This window comes from Ensifer sesbaniae (assembly GCF_013283665.1).
In the GTDB taxonomy this organism is placed as follows: Bacteria; Pseudomonadota; Alphaproteobacteria; order Rhizobiales; family Rhizobiaceae; genus Ensifer; species Ensifer sesbaniae.
This window is the reverse complement of the sequence record NZ_JABEKU010000003.1, coordinates 330,229-348,959: the sequence shown is the minus strand read 5'-3', so window position 1 is coordinate 348,959 and position 18,731 is coordinate 330,229. Positions and strand designations below refer to the sequence as shown.

Genomic DNA, 18,731 nt, shown 5'->3' with positions numbered 1-18,731 from the left:
GATGAAAGCGGATCAGGGAGCCGGAATATCGGCGGCCGCCGGTACGCCCTGGCTGATCAGTTCGCGGTTGCCGCCTTCGATGCGCACCAGCGACACCGCGCGCAGCGGCATGCCCTGCGTGCCGGCATAGCTGATCGGGCCGGTCACGCCCTGGACGTTTTCGAGCGAGGCGATCGCGTTGCGGATCGCGACCGGATCGGTGCTGTTGGCTTCCGTCACCGCCGCGTCGATCACCTTGCCGAGGTCGTAGCCGTTGGCGATATAGACCGTGTCCGGCACCTGGCCGAACTTCTCCTTGTACTTCACGTTGAAGTCGGCGAGCGGGCTGCCTTCGCTGGCAAAGCCGGCGGTGGTGAAGACGACGCCGTCGACGGTCGCGCCAAGGCCGAAGGTGGTCGGCGAGTCGATGCCGTCGCTGCCGAGGATCGGGATCGTCACACCGGCGCCGCGCAGCTGGCGGATGAAGGCAGGGAAATCAGGCTCGTAGGCCGCTGTCATGATGACGTCCGGCGCCGGGTTCATCGCCTTGATCTTGGTGACTTCGGCGCCGAAATCCTGCTGGCCCATGCTGAAGGTGCCCTCGCCCAAGAGCTCGCCGCCCTTGGCGGTGAAGGCGGCGGCGAAATACTCAGGCAGCTTCAGCGTATAGGCGCTGTCGGGCGACTTCAGGATGTAGGCCTTCTTGTAACCCTTCTCGATGGCATAGGTCGCAAGCACCGAGGCCTGGACGTTGTCGGCCGGATAGTTGCCGAACATGTAGTCGCCGACGGCGAGCGGCATGGTCGGTGTCGTCGCGCAGAAGGAGAAGGCCGGGATCTGAGCGGCCTGGGTCACCTGGCCGGCGGCAATCGACGGATCGGCGTCGCAGGGCGTAATCATGATCTTGACGCCCTGGTCGACCAGCTCCTGTGCCACCAGCGCCGTCTGGGCCGCATCCGAGCGGGTATCCTTGGCGACGAGTTTGATCGGGAACTTGCCGGCCGCACCGCCGGCCGCGTTGATCTCCTCGACGGCCATTTCCAGGCCCTTCAGCGACGGCTGGTCATAGGGCGCGAGACCGCCGGTCTGCGCAGTCGCAAGGCCAATGACCAGGTCTTCCGCAAGCGCCGGCAGCGGCGACAGCATGAAACCGCCGAGCATGGTGGTGAGGCACAGGGCCTTGACGTTCTTTTTCATCTGAAAAGTTCCCTCTCTTGATTATGCAGGATTGTGCAGACCCGGCGCGCTGGACGGCAACCCGGAGACTTCCCCCTGCTCGCTTCGCGCCTGCGCCGATGAGCGGCGGCGACCGATATAGGCCTCGATGACTTCAGGATTGGCCTGGATCTCCGCCGGCGTGCCGATGGCGATCTGCTGGCCCTTGTTGAGCACGACGACGACATCGCAGAGCCGCATGATCAGCTTCAGATCGTGCTCGACGACAAGCAGCCCGAGGCGGTACTTCGTGCGGATGCGGTCGAGCACATGCATCAGTTCCTCGGTTTCGGCCGGGTTCATGCCCGCGGCCGGCTCGTCGAGCAGCAGGTAGCGCGGCTTCAGCGCCAGGGCGCGGGCGATCTCCAGGCGACGTTGGGCCCCATAGGAAAGCGTGCCGGCCAGCCTGTCGGCAAAGTCCTCGAGCCCAACTTCCGCCAGCACCGTCAGGGCGCGCGCCGCCGGATCCTCACCCGACTTCAGCGCACTTGCCGCGACCGTGACGTTTTCGAGCACCGTCAGGTTCTTGAACAGGCGGATGTTCTGGAAGGTGCGGGCGAGACCCGCGACCGGAACGGCGTGAACGGCGAGCGACGCGACATCTTGCCCGTCGATCAAGACGCGGCCAGTCGACGGCGGAACGACGCCGGAAACGCTGTTGATCAAAGTCGACTTGCCGGCACCGTTCGGGCCGATGAGGCCGGTGACGAGACCGGGCCTGATCTCGAAGTTGGCGTTCTCCAGCGCCACGAGCCCGGCAAACCTCTTGCCGAGGTTTTCGACTTGAAGCACGCCCTGACCGGCTGAAGGGGTAGCCACTGCCGACGCAGAGCTGACGACGCTTTTTGAAGCGAAGCGCTTGAACCAGCCGAAACGCTCGTCGAGCTCGCGCACGCCGAAGAGGCCGTCCTGCAGGCGATACATCACCACGAGGATCGCAACACCAATGCCGATGTCGGTGAGGCCGAAGACCGTCGGCAGCTTCAGAAAGCCGAGATCGACGCCGCCTTCGAGCTTACGCAACAATTCAACGATCAGCATGATCACCGCAGCGCCGCCGACGGCGCCCGAGACCGTGGTGATGCCGCCAAGGATCAGCATCGCCAAGAGCATGAAGGTCAGGTTGAAATAGAAGTCCTTGGGCGAGAAGGCGCCGAGGAAATGCGCAAGCAGCGCGCCGGCAGCACCGGCAAGCAGGGCACCCAGAACCCAGGCGAAGAAGCGGTGCAGCTTGACGTTGACGCCGACAGCGGCCGAGGCAATCTCGTCCTCGCGCGAGGCCCGGAGCTTCAGGCCGGCACTCGAATCCCGGTAGAGGCGCGCGACCGCGACGGCCGCGATGGCAAAGGGCAGCGCCACCCAGAGATTGACGGCGCGCGGAATGCCGAAAAAGGTCTGGCTGCCGCGGGTGAAGTCGGTCGAGGCGACGAGCACGACATGTATGATGACGAGGAAGCCGAGGGTGGCGATCGAGGCCGATGAGCCGCCGAGGCGCGCGACCGGAATACCGATCAGCACCGCGACCAAGGCGACCACGACCAGCGCAAGCATAAGCGCCGGGACGAAGGGCATACCGATGCCCGCCAGCCATTCCGGCAGGTGCGGCAGCGCCGTCTTCTGGATGATCGGGTTGAGCGTCAACAGGCCCGACGCATAGGCGCCGATCGCCATGAAGCCGACGTGGCCAAAGGAAACGATGCCGGAATTGCCGGCATAGATGCCGATGCCGAGCACGGCGATGACGTTGATCATGTAGAGCGTCACCAGGCGCTCGCCGCTGCCCGGAAAGAACAGCGAGGCGACCACGGCGGCGGCCAGAAGCGGCAGCGACGTTACAAGGATACCAAAGACGGTTTCTCGCCTGACGCGCACCATCCGCATTCCCCCAAATTTTCGGCCCGCCTCATATTTTTGGCTCGGGCCCGTTCCCGAAATGAACGTTATCGCAGATCGATCAAATGTCAATCTTGTTTCAAAAAACATTCTCTGCTAGCAATTCTGTAACAAAAAGTAGAAATTGGGGTTCACGCCATCATTTTTGGGAGGCAGAAATCGTGGCAATCCGGGACCGACTGACAGACGGCGCGATCACCTTCACGCGCTCGGAACTGAAGATCGTGAGGCAGTTGCTGTCGAACTATCCGGCAGCGGGCCTGAACACGGTCGCGCATCTCGCCGCGACCGCCGGCGTCAGCAATCCGACCGTCGTGCGCTTTGCCAACAAGCTCGGCTTCGAGGGCTATCCGGAATTCCAGAAGGCGCTGCTCAGCGAAGTGCAGGAGCGCATGAGTTCGCCGCTCTCAATGCTGGACGAACGGCGGCCGTCGCTGGAGCAGGAGAACTTCTACCAGTACTTCCTGCGCGCCAGCATCCATGCGCTCGAATCCTCGATGCAGATGCTGCCTTCGGAAGATTTCGAGGCCGCCGTCGATGCCGCAGCCGACATGGGCGCCCGCATCCACTGCCTCGGCGGCCGTTTCAGCGGCTTTCTCGCCGGCCTGCTCTGGTCGCACATGAAGCAGCTGCGCGGCGATACGCGCTGGATCAACGGAAGTCAGGCCGATCAGGTCGACCAGCTCGTCGATCTCGGCAAGCGCGACGTGCTCTTCGTCTACGACTACCGCCGCTACCAGAACGACACGATCCGCTTCGCCCGCCAGGCGGCGGCGCAAGGTGCGCGCATCGTGCTCTTCACCGACCGCTGGGTCTCGCCGATCGCCGATTTCGCCACCGTGACGCTGATGGCGCCGGTCGACACGGTCTCGCCCTACGACACCATGGTGCCGGCGATCGCCCAGACCGAGGCGCTGATCGCGGCGCTGACCGCCCGCCTTGCCACCCAGTCGCGCAGCCGCATCGAGCGCATGGAGGAACTGCGCCGCGGCTACGCCATCACCGAGGACGCCTTCAATCCGCAGGTCGAGGACGACCGCTGAGCCTTTCCGCCGTCATGGCGAACCAGACAAACCGAGGAGACTTCGAATGAGTGCGATCACTGTAAAGGTTGGCGACGATCTCTTGAGGCGCGACAGTGCCTATGAGGCTGGGCGCACCTCGCTGCTGTTCGTCGACATGCAGCGCATCTGGTGCGAGCCGAACCTCGACCCGACCCACCCGCAGGATGCCGACAGCTATTACCACAGGCGCCTGCGCCAGACCGTCATTCCCAACCAGGTCCGTATTCTGGAAGCGGCCCGAAAGGCTGGCTGCGAGGTGCTGCACACGATCATAGAGAGCCTGACGCTCGACGGCCGCGACCGTTCGCTCGACCACAAGCTCTCGGACATGCACGTGCCGAAGGGCGCGCCCGAGGGCCAGGTCATTCCGGAACTCGCGCCAGTCGACAACGAGATCGTGTTGCCGAAGACGTCGTCCGGCGTCTTCAACTCGACCAACATCGACTACATCCTGCGCAACCTCAACACCCGCTACCTGATCATCGCCGGCGTCATCACCGACCAGTGCGTCGACATGGCCGTGCGCGATGCCGCCGACCGCGGCTACCTCGTCACCGTCGTCAACGATGCCTGCGCCACCTACAGCGAGCAGCGCCACGACGCAGCACTGCGCGCCTATGCCGGCTATTGCTGGACGACCGACACCGACACCGTCGTCAGCCGCCTGAACGGCCTGCGCCAAGCCTAGATCGCCGCCGAAGAAAACAGAGACAAGAGGGGAACCCATGACCGAAACCAACAATGGCACGGCGGCCGCCGAACTGACGGAACTCGCCACCTTCGTCACGACCGATATCGCCGGCATCACCCGCGGCCGCAGCTTCGCCGCCGCACAGATCGACGACTACCTGCGCAAGGGCGTCGGCTGGGTACCGGCCAACCTGGCGCTGACGCCCTTCGACCAGATTGCCGAGAACAATCCCTGGGGCTCGGCCGGCGACCTTCGGCTGATCGCCGACCCCAACAGCAAGGCGCGCGTCACCTGCCTGCCCGACGAAACGCCGCTGCATTTCTATCACTCCGATATCACCGACCTGCAGGGCAATGCCTGGGACTGCTGCGTGCGCAGCTTCCTGAAACGGACGCTGAAGGAGTACGAGGACGCCGGCCTCAAGGTCATCTCCGCCGTCGAGCAGGAGTTCCAGCTGCTCGGCGTCGACTGGCCGGATGCTCCCTCCTTCGGCCTGCGCGCCCAGCGCCGCGCCGAGCCCTTCGGCCCGCTGCTGATGACGGCGCTGCAGGAAGCCGGCGCCGAGCCGGAAATGTTCCTGCCGGAATATGGCAAGGACCAGTTTGAAATCACCTGCCGCCCGGCCGACGCGCTGACGGCCGCCGATCGTGGAGCCACCATCCGCGCGATCACCAAGGAAGTCGCCGCCCTCTTCGGCTGGAATGCGAGCTTCGCGCCGAAGACATCCGCCAGCGGCGTCGGCAACGGCGTGCACCTGCATGTGAGCTTCACCGATCTCGACGGCAATCCGGTGACCTTCGATGCCTCGCGTCCCGGCAGGCTTTCCAAGGCCGCCGGCTCCTTCGCCGCCGGTGTCGTCAAGCACCTGCCGGCGCTGACCGCCTTTACCGCTCCGTCGGTGCTCTCCTACATGCGGCTCGTGCCGCACCATTGGAGCGCCGCTTACACCTGCCTCGGCGAAAAGAACCGCGAGGCGACAACAAGGTCTGGTTCGGCCATTCCGGTTCCGATGCCAACGAGGCCGTCTTCCGCGCCGTCATCAAGGCGACGGGCCGCACGGGCGTCATTGCTTTCGTCGGCGCCTATCACGGTTGCACCACGGGCTCGATGGCGTTCTCCGGCCATAGCGTCCAGGCAGGCGCGGCGAAGGCCGACGGCCTGCTCCTGCTCCCCTATCCCGACCCCTACCGACCCTATCGCGACGACCCGACGGGCGGCGCGATCCTCGACGAATTGCGCCAGCCGCTCGAAGCGGCGCCGGAACGGTTCGCGGCCGCCTTCATCGAACCGATCCAGTCCGATGGCGGCCTGATCGTTCCGCCGCCCGGCTTCTTCCGGGCATTTGCCGAGATCTGCCGTGAATACGGCGTGCTCGTCGTCTGTGACGAGGTGAAAGTCGGCCTCGGTCGCAGCGGCCGGCTGCATTGCTTCGAGCATGAGGATTTCGTCCCCGACATCCTGACGATCGGCAAGGGCCTTGGCGGCGGGCTGCCGCTCTCCGCCGCGATCGGTCCGGCCAAGGTGCTCGACTGCGCCAATGCCTTCGCCATGCAGACGCTGCACGGCAACCCGATCTCCGCTGCCGCCGGCCTGGCGGTCCTCGAAACCATCGAACGCGAAGAGCTTGCGCGGGAGGCGGAGCGCAAGGGTGAGCGGCTCCGTCAGGGTCTGCAGCGCCTTGCCGAACGTCATCGCCTGATCGGCGATGTTCGCGGGCGCGGGCTTGCCTGCGGCGTCGAGCTCGTCACCAACAGTCAGAACCGAACGCCGGCATCGCGTGAAACGGCCAAGCTCGTCTACCGCGCCTATGAGCTCGGCCTCGTCGTCTACTATGTCGGCATGAATTCGAACGTGCTGGAGATGACGCCGCCGCTGACGATCACCGTTCAGGACATCGACGCGGCACTCGATATCCTCGACCAGGCCTTCGACGATGTGGGCGCCGGTCGTGTTTCTGACACAGTGCTGGCGGATTTCGCCGGCTGGTAGCCTGGCTCGGCGGCAGTGCCACCGATGGCTTTACCAGCCGTCCTCCAGCACCCGCGCCAACATGTCGGCGAAAAAGTCGGCGCTCTCCCGGCTGAGGCAGAGCGGTGGCTTGATCTTCAGCACATTCAGATGGTCACCGGTCGGCTGCATGATGACACCGAGTTCGAGCAGGCGATCGCAGATCGCTGCTGTCTCCTCTGTCGCCGGCACCAGGGTCTCCCGGTCGCGCACGAATTCGACGCCGAGATAGAGCCCCATGCCGTGCACGGCGCCGATCAGCGGGAAGCGTTGTCCGAGCGCTTCGAGCCGCGCCTTCAGATGGCCGCCGACGACACGGGCATTCTCCGGAAGCCGCTCTTCCGTGAGGATGTCGAGCACGGTCTGGCCGACGACGGAGCTGACGGGGCTGCCGCCGGCGGACGAGAAGAAATACCCCTCCTTCTCCAGCGCATCGGCAATCTCGCGCCGGGTGATGACGGCGCCGAGCGGATGGCCGTTGCCCATGCCCTTGGCGACGGTAATGATATCGGGAACGACGCCCTGCTCTTCAAAGCCCCAGAAGTAGTCGCCGAGACGACCATAGCCGACCTGCACCTCGTCGGCGATGCAGACGCCGCCGCGTGACCGCACCATGGCATAGACCGCGTCGAGATAACCCTTCGGCAAAGGAATGCCGCCGGCATTGCCGTACACGGGTTCGCAGATGAAGCCGGCAAGCTTTTCGCCGGCGGCGTCGAGCTCGGTAAGCTTCGTGACGACGGCGCGGACATAACTGTCGGTCGTATCGGCACCACGGAATTCGCCGCGATAGGTGTTGGGCGCCTGCACCGGATGCACCCAGGCCGGTCGTGTTTCGAGCGCCTGCGGATTGTCGGCGATCGAGGTGGAGACTGCGTCGCTGGCAACCGTCCAGCCGTGATAGGCCTCGAGCAGGCTGACGACGTTGCGGGCGCCGGAATGGGCCCAGGCAAGCCTGAGCGCCAGATCGTTCGCCTCCGAGCCGCTATTGACCAGGAACACCGTGTCGAGCCCGTCTGGCGCAAGCGCCGCCAGCCGCGTCGAGAATTCGGCGACGGAGGCATAGTGGAAGCGCGAATTGGTGTTGAGCAGCGACCATTGCCGCCCGACCGCGGACGCCAGTCGCGGATGCCCATGACCGAGGATCGTCACGTTGTTGACCATGTCGAGATAGCTGCGGCCCTCGACGTCAAAGAGGTATTCCTTCCAGCCGCGCTCGATCTGGGGCGGGTGCCGGTAGTAGTTCTTCTGCGGCTTGGCGAAATGCTGCCGGCGACGGGCAAGCAGCGCGTCGCTGTGCGGTTCCGGCGCATCGCATTCGAAGCCGAGGACGGCGGCCGGCGACGGGCACAAGGCCTTCCACGCCTCCGCCTGATGCGGCATCACGAAGAGCGGCGGAACGAGGCCGTGCTCGCGGCAAAGCTGCACGCGGATCAGGCCATAGGTCTGCTGCTCACCCGAGACGACACCGACCACGTCACCGGCGGCGACGGTCTCCTCGATTTCGCCACCGACTTCGACGCCTTCAAGGAAAAGGCTCGCCTCGGCTCCGTCCAGAACCAGCAGCCCGTCCTGCCGGATGATGCGCCCCGCAAACGGGGCAACGATCTCGCGGCCCGCTTCCAGGCAGATGTCGACATGCAGCGCCAGCGTCGGGTCGGGCTTCGGCGATCTGCGTTGCGTTTCGGTCATCCGGTACTCGCCGTAGCGGGTGGTCGCGACCCCGATCGCGTGGGCGGCGTGCTGCAGCAGCGAAATCGGCAGCCCCTGGTGCTGCCAGCGTTCCTCCGGCAACAGCGGGCTCAGGATCGACAGGTCGATCGGACGCACGTCGGTCGGCCCGAGCCCCCGGATCAGGCCTTCTCCCGTGACAGGCGTCAACGCGGGGGAAAGCCCCGCCGCCGTCAGGATGGCGTGTTCCATCACCGCCGGCGGAACCGAGGTCGCAACATCGAAGATCTCCCGCTCATGCGCGGCATTGCCCTCGACATAGGCGTTGTCGGGCTCGCGGGAAAGCTGGTGCTCGGAGCTTGCGATGAGCACGGCGGCGCGGGCGACGATCAGCGGCCAGAGCGCCTTCAGTTCCGCTTCGGTCAGCGGGCACGCCGCATGAAACGCCTTGACCGCCGGCAGGATGAACCAGGGGTCGCCATCGGCGTGATGGAGCAGCGAGGCGCAGGTGACCGCAAGTTCGGCAACCAGCCACCCCTTCAGGATATCGCCGAAATCGATGACGCCATCCGGGATCGGACGGCCGGCCGCATCCGGCTGGCTCACCACATTGTCATCGGTGACATCATGATGGATCGCCTGGACGCGCAGTTCCGCCGTGAGCGGCTGCAGACGCCGCATCGCGCCGACCATAATTTCGGCGATCCGCTTCTTGCGCTGCTGATCCGGCATGTCGGCGAGAAGATGGAGCACGACGGGACCGGCGCGGCGCACGTCCCATTGCAGCTCGCGTTCAAGCCCGGGATGCTCGAAGTCCTGCAGCGCGGCGGCCAGCCGCCCGGCCAGGTCTCCGAGCGCGGAAACGGCTTCACGCGAGAGATGCTTGCGCCGGGTGAGCGGCTCGCCATCGAGAAAATTCAGCAGGCGGATGCGGTAGGCCTGGTCGCGAACGGTAACGCTCTCGATCGCCTCGCCCTTGAGCGAAGGCACCACTTCCGCAACACGCGCCGAAGTCAGGCGCTGGGACAAGTGCTCTAAGGCCGCATTCTGGGCCTCGAGTTCGAGCGCTCCATATTCCGCACGGCAGATTTTCAAGACATAGCGCCGCTCGCCGGTATCGATGCGATAGTTGCGGTCCTGCTGGCTGCCGAGTTCGCTGATCGTGCCTGACAGACCGTAGTGCTCGGCCAGCAGCGCCCGCGCCTCCTCGGCGCTGACATCGGGCCTCGGCAGCTCGGTGCGAAGCTTCAGCGCGTCCTCAACCATATCTCGTCATCCTCCCATACGGCGGTCGATCCTCCGAATCGACCGGAATAGTGTCGAGATTAGAGCGGGATGAGGAAAAGATGTGCGGTTTTCTGCCGAAGCATCCATCCCGATCTATTGCGACATGCCTTCGAGGCGATAGCGGGTGCCGGGATAGAGCAGCCGTGCCGTCGTCACATTGGCCGTCTCCGACCAGGTGCGGCGGCGGATCATCAGGCAGGGTTCGTTGCGGTCGATGCCGAGCAGCTTGCATTCCCAAGGCTGCGGCGACACAGCCTCGACGATCTGTTCGGTGCGGGTGATCGGCGCGACTGCAGTGAGATAGGCATTCGGCGTCATCGCCTGGAAATCCTGCTCCAGATAACGCGGGCAGACCGCCGGATTGACGAAACGGTCCTCGATCTGGATCGGCAGGCCGTTTTCCGAATGCACCATGATCGAATGAAAGACACGGGCGCCGGTTGCAAGTCCGAGCGCGTAACCGATTTCGGGCGTCGCCACCTCTTCCTGCAGAAGCGTCATCAGCGACGTGTGGATGTGGCCGCGTTCATGGATTTCATCGGCGATGTTGCGGACTTCCAAGAGGGCGGTGCTGCCCTTGTGCGCGGCGACGAAGGAGCCGACGCCCTGCACCCGCGTGATCGCGCCTTCGGTCGCGAGTTCCCTGAGCGCCCGGTTGGCGGTCATGCGGCTGACGCCGAGGTCGGCGACGATCTCGTTTTCCGAGGGGATGCGGTGATGCGCCGGCCACTCGCCGCTCTCGATACGGCTGCGGATGAACTGCTTGACCGCCTCGTAGCGCGGCACCGGCCCGTCTTCGAAGGCGGCCATATCGTTTCGTTTTTTGAGTGCCGTCATCAACTCACGCCCCGCCTTTTCCAGAATGCCGAACAAATCATGCGCATTCGCTCACAAATCTTTTCGTTCATTTCACGCTTGCGCGCCAGCGCAAAATATCTATAGTTCCATATACAACTACGTACAGGAAAATGCACATGGCCACTTTTCCCGTCAACCGGATCTTTGCAGAACGGGCGCTCCTGCCCGGCGGCTGGGCCCAGAACGTCGCGATCTCGCTCGACGCGTCGGGTCACATTGCAGCGATCGAAACCGGCAGCGCCGCCGCCAATGGCGACGAGCGTGCGGCTGGCCCGCTGATCCCGGCAATCGCCAACCTTCATTCCCACGCCTTCCAGCGTGCCATGGCCGGCCTTGCCGAGGTCGCCGGCAGCGGCGACGACAGCTTCTGGACCTGGCGCGAGGAAATGTATCGCACCGTCGGGCTGGTAAACCCCGACGATGTCGAGGCGATCGCCGCCAAGCTCTACACGGAGATGCTGAAGGGCGGTTTCGGCCATGTTGCCGAATTCCATTACCTACATCATCAGGCCGATGGCACTCCCTATGCCGACCCGGCGGAAATGTCGCTGCGCATTCTCGCCGCCGCCCGCACCACCGGTATCGGCCTCACGCATCTGCCGGTGTTCTATGCGCACGCCAATTTCGGCGGGGTCGCACCGAACCCCGGTCAGCGACCCTTCCTGCATGATCCCGATCGTTTCTTGGCCCTACTCCAGCGCCTTGAGCCGCTCTACCGCGAAGCCAGCAACACGCTCGGCTACGCCATCCATTCGCTGCGCGCGGCAACGCCCGAGGAAATGCGCATCATCCTCGATGCGGCGCCCGTTTCCGGCCCGATCCATATCCATGTCGCCGAGCAGACCAAGGAAGTCGACGATAGCCTCGCCTGGAGCGGCCGCCGCCCGGTCGAATGGCTGCTCGATGAGATGCCGGTTGATCAGCGCTGGTGCGCCATCCACGCGACCCATCTCACGGAAACCGAACGCCAGCGCCTGGCGCGTTCGGGCGCAGTCGCCGGCCTCTGCCCTGCCACCGAAGCCAATCTCGGCGACGGCATCTTCCCGGCGGTCGACTTCATGGCCGAGGGCGGCATCTTCGGCGTCGGCACCGACAGCCATGTGGCGACTAGCGTCGCCGAGGAACTGCGCCTGCTCGAATACGGTCAGCGCCTGCGCGATCGTCGCCGCAATCGGCTCGCGACGGGCCCGGGCGCCTCGATCGGCCGGACCATCTTCGACGCCGCACTTAGAGGCGGCGCCCAGGCTGCCGGCCAGAAGACGGCCGGCATCGCCGTCGGTGCCCGCGCCGATTTCGTCGTGCTCGACGGCAGCAACCCCTATATCGCCGCCGCCAGCGACAACCAGATCCTCGACCGCTGGCTCTTTGCGCTTGGCGGCGAGAGCGTCCGCGACGTCATGGTCGCGGGCGAGTGGAAGATCCGGAACGGACGCCACGACCGCGAGGACGATATCGACCGCGCCTTCGCGCGGGTGCTGATGAAACTGAAATAGTCATCGAAGCCAAAATCAAAAAAGGGAACAGCTTAATGTCGATCAACAAACTGAAACTCACGCTTGCCGCCACCGGCCTCGTGCTTGCGGCCTCCACCGGCAGCGCCAGCGCCTCCTATTGCGGCGACGGCAAGACCGTCACCTTCGCCGGCATCGACTGGGAAAGCGGTGCCTTCATCACCGAAGTGATGAAGACCATCCTTTCCAAGGGCTACGACTGCCAGGTGGATTCGATCCCCGGCAACTCCGTGACGCTGGAGCAGGCGACGGCCAACAACGACGTGCAGATCTTCGCCGAGGAATGGCTTGGCCGCTCCGACGTCTGGAACAAGGCCGTCGAGGAAAAGAAGGTCGTCGCCATCGGCAAGACCTTCGTCGGCGCCAGCGAGGGCTGGTTCGTGCCGGAATACGTGATCAAGGGTGACGCCTCCCGCAATCTCGAAGCCAAGGCACCGGACCTGAAGAGCGTCTCGCAGCTTTCCGATCCCAAGATCGTCGAGCTTTTCGCCGATCCGGAAGAACCGTCCAAGGGCCGCTTCCTCAATTGCCCGTCGGGTTGGACCTGCGAGGGCGTGAGCTCCGCCAAGCTCGAAGCCTACAAGCTCGGCGAGACCTATGTGAACTTCCGCCCGGGCACCGGCACCGCGCTCGATTCCGCCATCACCTCGGCCTATCTCCAGGGCGAGCCGATCCTCTTCTACTACTGGTCGCCGACCGCGATCATGGGCAAGTTCAAGCTCGTCCAGCTCGAAGAACCGGCCTACAACGAAGCCTGCTGGAAGGAGCTTTCGAGCGCCAACGGCAAGCGTGACCAGGGCTGCGCTTTCCCGTCGGTGGACGTCTCCTACGGCGTCAACAGCACTTTTGCCCAGGAAGCGCCCGAGATCGTCGCGATCCTCGAAAAGGCGACTTTCCCGCTCGACGCCGTCAACGGCAGCCTCGCCTACATGGCCGACAACAAGGTCGACGCGACGGCGGCCGCCGCCGAGTTCCTGAAGACCAAGGCCGACGTCTGGGGCAAGTGGGTTTCCGATGAAGCCCGCGGCAAGATCGAAGCCAGCCTGAAGTAATCGCCCCTCATCGCCGGCTCGGGTCCCTCGCCGCTTTCAACGCGACGCGTGAGCCCGGGCCGGCGACTGGCCACAATACCCGAGGCAAGCGCCGTCGGCCGCCTTTCTGCGCCCGTCGGTCCGAGCAAGGAACCGTCCGATGTTTCCGGATACTCTCAATCTCTCCATTCGCGGGCCGGTGAACGATTTCATCCAGGCGCTGGTCAGCGGCTATGGCTGGGTCTTCAAGGCGATCAGCGGCGTCATCCTGAAAGCCGTTCTGTTCATCGAATGGATCCTGCGCGGCCTGCCCTGGTGGGTCGTCATCCTCATCTTCATGGCGCTTGCCTGGCAGAGCTCCAAGCGCTGGGGTCTGACGGTCGTCGTCGGCGTTCTCCTGTTCTTCGTCGGCGTGCTCGGCCTCTGGGACCTGACGATGCAGACGCTGGCGCTGATGCTGATGGCAACGATCGTCTCGGTCGTCATCGGCGTGCCGATGGGCATTCTTGTCGCCAAGAGCCGGATGGTGCGCAACATCACCCTGCCGGTGCTCGACGTCATGCAGACGATGCCGAGCTTCGTCTACCTGATCCCGGCGTTGATGCTCTTCGGCCTCGGCAAGGTGCCGGCGATCCTGGCGACCATCATCTACGCGGTGCCGCCCTTGATCCGCCTCACCGATCTCGGCATCCGCCAGGTCGACCATGAGGTGGTGGAAGCGGCGACCGCCTTCGGCGGCAGCCCCAACCAGATCCTCTTCGGCGTCGAGCTGCCGCTCGCCACGCCGACGATCATGGCCGGCCTCAACCAGACGATCATGATGGCGCTGTCGATGGTGGTCGTCGCCTCGATGATCGGCGCCCGCGGCCTCGGCGAGCAGGTGCTGAACGGCATCCAGACGCTCGACGTCGGCAAGGGGCTCGAAGCCGGCATCGGCATCGTCATTCTCGCGATCGTTCTCGACCGCATCACACAAGGCTTCGGCAAGAGCCAGACGGAGGATCCGCGCAATGGCTGATATCGAGATCCGCAACGTCTACAAGATCTTTGGACAGGACGCGAAGGCCGCGCTCGCCATGGCCAAGGAAGGGCTCAACAAGTCCGAAATCCTCGCCCGCTCCGGCTGCAGCGTCGGCCTCAACAATGTCAGCCTGACGATCGGTGCCGGCAAGATCTTCGTGATCATGGGGCTTTCCGGCTCCGGCAAATCGACGCTGGTGCGCCACATCAACCGGCTCATCGAGCCGACCAGCGGCGAAGTAGCGTTCGACGGCAACAACATCTTGGACCTCGATGCCAAGGCGCTGCGCACCTTCCGCATGCACCGCGTCAGCATGGTGTTCCAGAGCTTCGCCTTGATGCCGCACCGAACCGTGCTGCAGAACGTCGTCTACGGCCAGCGCGTGCGCGGCTTGCCCAAGGCCGAAGCCCGCGAGATCGGCATGAAGTGGATCGAGACCGTCGGCCTTGCCGGCTACGACGCCAAGTTCCCGCACCAGCTCTCCGGCGGCATGAAGCAGCGCGTTGGGCTTGCCCGTGCGCTCGCCGCCGATACCGACGTGATCCTGATGGACGAGGCCTTTTCGGCGCTCGACCCACTGATCCGCGCCGACATGCAGGACCAGTTGCTGCAACTGCAGCAGAATCTCGCGAAAACCATCGTCTTCATCACCCACGATCTCGACGAGGCGCTGCGCATCGGTTCGGAAATCGCCATCCTCAAGGACGGTCAGGTGGTGCAGGTCGGCACGCCGGACGATATTCTGGAGCGGCCGGCCAACGATTACGTCGCCCGGTTCGTGCAACGCCGACAGGGACGACCGGAAGCCCATGAGTGAAAGTAGAAGCGCTGAGAGCATAATCCTCGATGCGCCGCTGACGTGGCGGCAAATCGCGGCGGTCGCCAATGGCGCCCCGCTCGCTCTTTCCGATGCCGCACGGCAGCGCATCGTCCATGCCCGCCGGATCGTCGACGCGCTGGTCGAGCGCAGCATCCGCGGCTACGGCATCAACACCGGCGTCGGCGCGCTCTGCGACATCGTCATCGATCGCGAGAACCAGCAGGCACTGTCGCGCAACATCATCCTCAGCCATGCCTGCGGCGTCGGCGAGCCGCTCGCCCGCGCCGAGGCTCGCGCGGTGATGGCGGCGCAGATCGCCAACTTCGCCCACGGCTATTCCGGTGTGCGCATCGAGACGGTCGAGGCGCTGCTTGCGCTCCTCAACGCCGATCTCGTCCCGGACATCCCGTCGCGCGGCTCGGTCGGCTATCTGACCCACGCGGCCGCGATCGGCCTCGTGCTGATCGGCCACGGAACCGTCGATGACGGCGAGGCCAAGATCGGCGGCGTCGAGGCGCTTGCTCGCATCGGGCTGAAGCCGCTGCGGCTCGAGGCCAAGGAGGGCCTGAGCCTCGTCAATGGTACGCCCTGCGCCACGGGACTTGCGGCCCTGGCGCTCTGGCGCGCTGCCCGCCTCTTCGACTGGGCGGACGCGGCCGCCGCCATGACCTATGAAAACCTCGGCAGCCAGGCCAATGCCTTCGCCGCCGTCCCGCTGGCGCTTCGCCGCTCGAAGGGGCTCGAAGCGGTCGGGGCATCGCTCCGCGCCTACCTCGCCGATAGCCCGATGCTGGCCGAGACCGCCGGCACGCGAACACAGGATCCCCTGAGCCTTCGCGCCGTGCCGCACGTCCACGGTGCTGCGCGCGATGCCCTGGCCCAGGTCGCCGAAGTCGTCGACCGCGAACTCGCAAGCCTCACCGACAACCCGGCCGTATCAGGGACGCCCGAGGCGCCGGAAGTGCACTCGCAGGCCCATGCGGTGGGTGCCGCCCTTGGCCTTGCCATGGACAGCCTGGCGGTCGCCATCGCCGAGGTCGCCGCCATCTCCGAGCGCCGCATCGACCGGCTCGTCAACCCGCTGGTGAGCGGCCTGCCGGCCTTTCTCGCCGGCGACAGCGGCGTCTCCTCCGGCTTCATGATCGCGCAATATACGGCTGCGTCGCTTGCCGCCGAAAACCGGCGCCTCGCCGCCCCCGCAAGCCTCGACGGCGGCATCACCTCGGCGCTGCAGGAGGACATTCTCACCCATGCGACGCCAGCCGCCTGGAAGGCGCTCTCGATCGCCGACAATCTCGAAACCATCCTGGCGATCGAGCTGCTCGCCGCCACGCAAGCCTATGACCTGCAGCCACGCGGCCGCGCCGCACGCACGGACGGCCTCTACCGGCGCATCCGCGCGAAGATCCCGACCTATTCTGACGACCGGCCGCTGAACGGCGACTTCGCGCGCATGCGCGCACTCATCGAAGAGACCATGCCATGAAGATCCTGCGCGCCAGCACCTACAAACGCATGCCGTGGAAGAACGGCGGCGGCGAGACGGTGGAGATCGCTGTCTTCCCGGAAAAGGCCTCGCTTTCGGATTTCGACTGGCGCGTGAGCATGGCGACCGTCGCCAGCGACGGCCCTTTCTCGAGCTTCCCCGGGATCGACCGCACGCTCTCGATCCTTCAGGGCAACGGCATGCGGCTGATGATCGAGGGTCGCGAGCCCATCGTGATGACCGCAGAGACGGCCCCGCTCCCCTTCCCCGCCGATGTCGCGACCTCTGCGACGCTGGTGGACGGTCCGATCGTCGATCTCAACGTCATGACCCGGCGCGGCAGGCTCGCCCATACGGTTCGACGCCTGGCGACCGACCATCCGCAGACAGTGGACGGCACGGCGGAAGCGACCCTCATCCTTTGCCACGGCGGCGCGGTGCGCCTGGCAGCGGCAGAGGAACAAGCCGATCTCGCAGCAGGAGACACGGCGATCCTTGAAGGATCCGCCGCCGTCACGATTGAGCCTGCGGCCTCTGCCGTCGTGTTCGTGGTCACCATCGACAAACCGGCGGCATGATCAGGCCCCTGTTCGCCCGGCCCAGCCTCGGCTGAGATGCAGCAACGGATAGGGCCGCCCTGCATCATCGACGGGTGAGCGTCCGACCGTCTCGAAACCCAGGCGCTGATAGAACCCGGCACCCGATGCATTCTGCTCGTTGACATCGACCGTCAGCACCGGATGCAGCGTCATCGCGTGTTCGACGAGCCGCCGGCCGACGCCGCTGCCGCGCGCATCGGCGTGGACGAAGAGCGAGTCGATCTGTGCCCCGCTCACGCCCATGAAGCCGAGCGCCTCATCGTTTTCATCGGCCGCAATCCAGAACCCGGCAGCAGATACTGGTCTCGGACCATCGTTTCGATAGCGGCAAAGTCTTCCTGCGTCAGGAAATCATGCGTGGCGACCACGGCGCTGCGCCAGATCTCGAAGGTGCGTGGAAAATCGTCAGGACGGGACGGGCGAATGGAAATGGTCATGAAACAATCACTTTAAAAAAGCGAGGCGCCGACGAGGATTGCAAAGCTTCCGGCTCGAGCCGAAGCAGTGCTTGAGGCGCCAGGTGCGAAGATGTCCGGGCACGATTCCTGTGCGGCACGAGGCGCACACCCTACTCGAGGGCGCGCAGATCGCAAGCCATTTGGGCAAGTGCGCCTTTCATGCAACGCCGGTTAAGTTTTCGGTAACCATATCTCATGTTCCCCGGGGAACAGCCAAGTTGCCGCCACACGATAGTCTCCATGTCACGGTTTTACCGACACACGTCAACAAACGCAGGGCTCGGAGGACAACGGACATGATCAGGACCGCTTTCGGCGTCAACGTCACCGTACTGGTCTTCTCGATCACCGTGATCGCCATCATGCACTTCGCCCTGTCCCAATATCGGGCAGCCGAGATCGCCGATATCACCCTGCCCGACTACTCGGCGATCACCTCGTCGATCCACCGCTGAGGCGTATTCCGCTTCGCTTGGGCCCACCGCTCGAAGCGGCGGCGGGAGCGGGAGCTGACAAGCAATCCTTCCATTTCGGTGGCCGCTTGCATTGTGATAGGGAACGCCTGCCGAGCGCGTCCCCGCTCGAACCCAGACAATGCTTTTTAGAAAGGCCCCGGAAATGACGGATCCGCAAAGCGAACTGAAGCTCAGTGCGTTCAAGCTCCACGAACAGGCGGTCCGCGCATCGGTCGGCGGGAAACAGCTGGCACTAGATGCCCTCGAACTCGGCGGCGAAATCCTGATCGTCCTGACGTGGCTGGGCAATTCCGAGAGAGGCCTGCGCAAGCCGGAATATGTGCTGCCCTTGAGCGCGGTGACACACCAAGACCTGAGCAATGATCCGGAAGCCAAATACAAATGGTCCATCGGCGCGCCGCTGCCGCAATCGCTTTTCGACGGCAGCGCGTCACGGCAGTTCAGAAGGCAGTTCGGGGTCAAGAGCGGGCCGGCGCTGACTTTGCCGCTGAAGCCGACACGCCATTGAGTGAGGGCCCCTGTTGACGGGGGGGCTCTCACAGCTTGATCTCTGCCCGTGCGGAACCACTCGCTTCCGCTTCACCTGGCGAATATCGCAGAACTGCGTCGGTGCTGAGAATGAGAAGACGGCTAGCCGATGCGTTCTCGGGCAGGAACGTGCCCA

At 64.8% G+C, this 18,731-nt stretch carries 17 protein-coding genes and 1 pseudogene; 12 read left to right on the top strand and 6 right to left on the bottom strand.

The window, feature by feature from the left end; genetic code table 11:
• Window positions 1–12 precede the first annotated feature (12 nt).
• Together BHMPCIPO_RS30225 and BHMPCIPO_RS30220 are read right to left on the bottom strand one after the other, a co-directional pair.
• The gene (locus tag BHMPCIPO_RS30225) at window positions 13–1,176 is read right to left on the bottom strand and encodes an ABC transporter substrate-binding protein (protein ID WP_173520510.1); all 1,164 of its coding nucleotides are present in this window, start codon (window positions 1,174–1,176) and stop codon (window positions 13–15) included.
• Between the two features lie 21 nt (window positions 1,177–1,197).
• Complete coding sequence (locus BHMPCIPO_RS30220) at window positions 1,198–3,069, bottom strand: branched-chain amino acid ABC transporter ATP-binding protein/permease (RefSeq protein ID WP_173520509.1); 1,872 nt, start codon at window positions 3,067–3,069, stop codon at window positions 1,198–1,200.
• A 179-nt stretch (window positions 3,070–3,248) separates the two neighbouring features.
• Between BHMPCIPO_RS30220 and BHMPCIPO_RS30215 the strand changes: the two genes are divergently transcribed.
• The 4 genes and pseudogenes from BHMPCIPO_RS30215 to BHMPCIPO_RS30205 all read left to right on the top strand — a co-directional run bounded on the left by BHMPCIPO_RS30215 (window position 3,249) and on the right by BHMPCIPO_RS30205 (window position 6,831).
• A complete protein-coding gene (locus BHMPCIPO_RS30215) occupies window positions 3,249–4,130 on the top strand; it encodes a MurR/RpiR family transcriptional regulator (protein ID WP_173520508.1) in 882 nt (293 codons plus the stop codon).
• Window positions 4,131–4,176: 46 nt separating this feature from the next.
• The gene (locus BHMPCIPO_RS30210; RefSeq protein ID WP_173520507.1) at window positions 4,177–4,839 is read left to right on the top strand and encodes a cysteine hydrolase family protein; all 663 of its coding nucleotides are present in this window, start codon (window positions 4,177–4,179) and stop codon (window positions 4,837–4,839) included.
• Between the two features lie 37 nt (window positions 4,840–4,876).
• A pseudogene (locus BHMPCIPO_RS33275) lies at window positions 4,877–5,767 on the top strand (type I glutamate--ammonia ligase); the annotation flags it as partial.
• A 5-nt stretch (window positions 5,768–5,772) separates the two neighbouring features.
• Window positions 5,773–6,831: an aspartate aminotransferase family protein gene (locus tag BHMPCIPO_RS30205; protein WP_246304740.1), complete on the top strand. Its 1,059-nt coding sequence runs from the start codon at window positions 5,773–5,775 to the stop codon at window positions 6,829–6,831.
• A gap of 30 nt (window positions 6,832–6,861) precedes the next feature.
• Here the strand turns inward: BHMPCIPO_RS30205 and BHMPCIPO_RS30200 are convergent, their stop codons facing one another.
• Together BHMPCIPO_RS30200 and hutC are read right to left on the bottom strand one after the other, a co-directional pair.
• Complete coding sequence (locus BHMPCIPO_RS30200; RefSeq protein WP_173520506.1) at window positions 6,862–9,786, bottom strand: aminotransferase; 2,925 nt, start codon at window positions 9,784–9,786, stop codon at window positions 6,862–6,864.
• A 114-nt stretch (window positions 9,787–9,900) separates the two neighbouring features.
• Window positions 9,901–10,644, bottom strand: a complete 744-nt coding sequence (gene hutC / locus BHMPCIPO_RS30195) for a histidine utilization transcriptional repressor HutC (RefSeq protein ID WP_173520505.1) — start codon at window positions 10,642–10,644, stop codon at window positions 9,901–9,903.
• 137 nt (window positions 10,645–10,781) lie between these two features.
• Here hutC and hutF point away from each other — a divergent pair, with 137 nt between their 5' ends.
• The 6 genes from hutF to BHMPCIPO_RS30165 all read left to right on the top strand — a co-directional run bounded on the left by hutF (window position 10,782) and on the right by BHMPCIPO_RS30165 (window position 17,112).
• Complete coding sequence (gene hutF, locus BHMPCIPO_RS30190) at window positions 10,782–12,158, top strand: formimidoylglutamate deiminase (RefSeq protein ID WP_173520504.1); 1,377 nt, start codon at window positions 10,782–10,784, stop codon at window positions 12,156–12,158.
• A gap of 35 nt (window positions 12,159–12,193) precedes the next feature.
• Entirely contained in the window at window positions 12,194–13,228 is a 1,035-nt protein-coding gene (locus BHMPCIPO_RS30185; protein WP_173520503.1) for an ABC transporter substrate-binding protein, read from the top strand.
• Between the two features lie 139 nt (window positions 13,229–13,367).
• Window positions 13,368–14,225 (top strand): ABC transporter permease, encoded by an 858-nt coding sequence (locus BHMPCIPO_RS30180; RefSeq protein WP_173520502.1) that lies wholly within the window; start codon window positions 13,368–13,370, stop codon window positions 14,223–14,225.
• Entirely contained in the window at window positions 14,218–15,045 is an 828-nt protein-coding gene (locus BHMPCIPO_RS30175) for a quaternary amine ABC transporter ATP-binding protein (protein WP_173520501.1), read from the top strand. Before BHMPCIPO_RS30180 ends, BHMPCIPO_RS30175 begins: the two co-directional genes overlap by 8 nt.
• Window positions 15,038–16,534 (top strand): HAL/PAL/TAL family ammonia-lyase, encoded by a 1,497-nt coding sequence (locus BHMPCIPO_RS30170; RefSeq protein WP_173520500.1) that lies wholly within the window; start codon window positions 15,038–15,040, stop codon window positions 16,532–16,534. Before BHMPCIPO_RS30175 ends, BHMPCIPO_RS30170 begins: the two co-directional genes overlap by 8 nt.
• Entirely contained in the window at window positions 16,531–17,112 is a 582-nt protein-coding gene (locus BHMPCIPO_RS30165) for a HutD/Ves family protein (protein ID WP_173520499.1), read from the top strand. The genes BHMPCIPO_RS30170 and BHMPCIPO_RS30165 overlap by 4 nt, the downstream gene beginning before the upstream one ends.
• Here BHMPCIPO_RS30165 and BHMPCIPO_RS33270 read toward each other — a convergent pair whose 3' ends face one another.
• Together BHMPCIPO_RS33270 and BHMPCIPO_RS33265 are read right to left on the bottom strand one after the other, a co-directional pair.
• A complete protein-coding gene (locus BHMPCIPO_RS33270; protein ID WP_246304739.1) occupies window positions 17,113–17,376 on the bottom strand; it encodes a GNAT family N-acetyltransferase in 264 nt (87 codons plus the stop codon). It lies immediately after the preceding gene.
• Entirely contained in the window at window positions 17,367–17,570 is a 204-nt protein-coding gene (locus BHMPCIPO_RS33265; RefSeq protein WP_246304738.1) for a GNAT family protein, read from the bottom strand. The genes BHMPCIPO_RS33270 and BHMPCIPO_RS33265 overlap by 10 nt, the downstream gene beginning before the upstream one ends.
• A 317-nt stretch (window positions 17,571–17,887) precedes the next feature.
• Between BHMPCIPO_RS33265 and BHMPCIPO_RS30155 the strand changes: the two genes are divergently transcribed.
• Together BHMPCIPO_RS30155 and BHMPCIPO_RS30150 are read left to right on the top strand one after the other, a co-directional pair.
• On the top strand, window positions 17,888–18,046 hold the full coding sequence (locus tag BHMPCIPO_RS30155; RefSeq protein WP_173520498.1) for a hypothetical protein: 159 nt from the start codon (window positions 17,888–17,890) through the stop codon (window positions 18,044–18,046).
• A gap of 163 nt (window positions 18,047–18,209) precedes the next feature.
• Complete coding sequence (locus BHMPCIPO_RS30150) at window positions 18,210–18,575, top strand: hypothetical protein (RefSeq protein WP_173520497.1); 366 nt, start codon at window positions 18,210–18,212, stop codon at window positions 18,573–18,575.
• The last annotated feature ends 156 nt before the right edge of the window (window positions 18,576–18,731 follow it).

Excerpts from the sequence above, each read along its gene's own strand:
- BHMPCIPO_RS30225 (WP_173520510.1), bottom strand. The coding sequence starts at position 1,176 with ATGAAAAAGAACGTCAAGGCCCTGTGCCTCACCACCATGCTCGGCGGT.
- BHMPCIPO_RS30220 (WP_173520509.1), bottom strand. The coding sequence starts at position 3,069 with ATGGTGCGCGTCAGGCGAGAAACCGTCTTTGGTATCCTTGTAACGTCG.
- BHMPCIPO_RS30210 (WP_173520507.1), top strand. The coding sequence starts at position 4,177 with ATGAGTGCGATCACTGTAAAGGTTGGCGACGATCTCTTGAGGCGCGAC.
- BHMPCIPO_RS30200 (WP_173520506.1), bottom strand. The coding sequence starts at position 9,786 with ATGGTTGAGGACGCGCTGAAGCTTCGCACCGAGCTGCCGAGGCCCGAT.
- hutC (WP_173520505.1), bottom strand. The coding sequence starts at position 10,644 with ATGACGGCACTCAAAAAACGAAACGATATGGCCGCCTTCGAAGACGGG.
- hutF (WP_173520504.1), top strand. The coding sequence starts at position 10,782 with ATGGCCACTTTTCCCGTCAACCGGATCTTTGCAGAACGGGCGCTCCTG.
- BHMPCIPO_RS30185 (WP_173520503.1), top strand. The coding sequence starts at position 12,194 with ATGTCGATCAACAAACTGAAACTCACGCTTGCCGCCACCGGCCTCGTG.
- BHMPCIPO_RS30180 (WP_173520502.1), top strand. The coding sequence starts at position 13,368 with ATGTTTCCGGATACTCTCAATCTCTCCATTCGCGGGCCGGTGAACGAT.
- BHMPCIPO_RS30175 (WP_173520501.1), top strand. The coding sequence starts at position 14,218 with ATGGCTGATATCGAGATCCGCAACGTCTACAAGATCTTTGGACAGGAC.
- BHMPCIPO_RS30170 (WP_173520500.1), top strand. The coding sequence starts at position 15,038 with ATGAGTGAAAGTAGAAGCGCTGAGAGCATAATCCTCGATGCGCCGCTG.
- BHMPCIPO_RS30165 (WP_173520499.1), top strand. The coding sequence starts at position 16,531 with ATGAAGATCCTGCGCGCCAGCACCTACAAACGCATGCCGTGGAAGAAC.
- BHMPCIPO_RS33270 (WP_246304739.1), bottom strand. The coding sequence starts at position 17,376 with ATGGGCGTGAGCGGGGCACAGATCGACTCGCTCTTCGTCCACGCCGAT.
- BHMPCIPO_RS33265 (WP_246304738.1), bottom strand. The coding sequence starts at position 17,570 with ATGACCATTTCCATTCGCCCGTCCCGTCCTGACGATTTTCCACGCACC.
- BHMPCIPO_RS30155 (WP_173520498.1), top strand. The coding sequence starts at position 17,888 with ATGATCAGGACCGCTTTCGGCGTCAACGTCACCGTACTGGTCTTCTCG.
- BHMPCIPO_RS30150 (WP_173520497.1), top strand. The coding sequence starts at position 18,210 with ATGACGGATCCGCAAAGCGAACTGAAGCTCAGTGCGTTCAAGCTCCAC.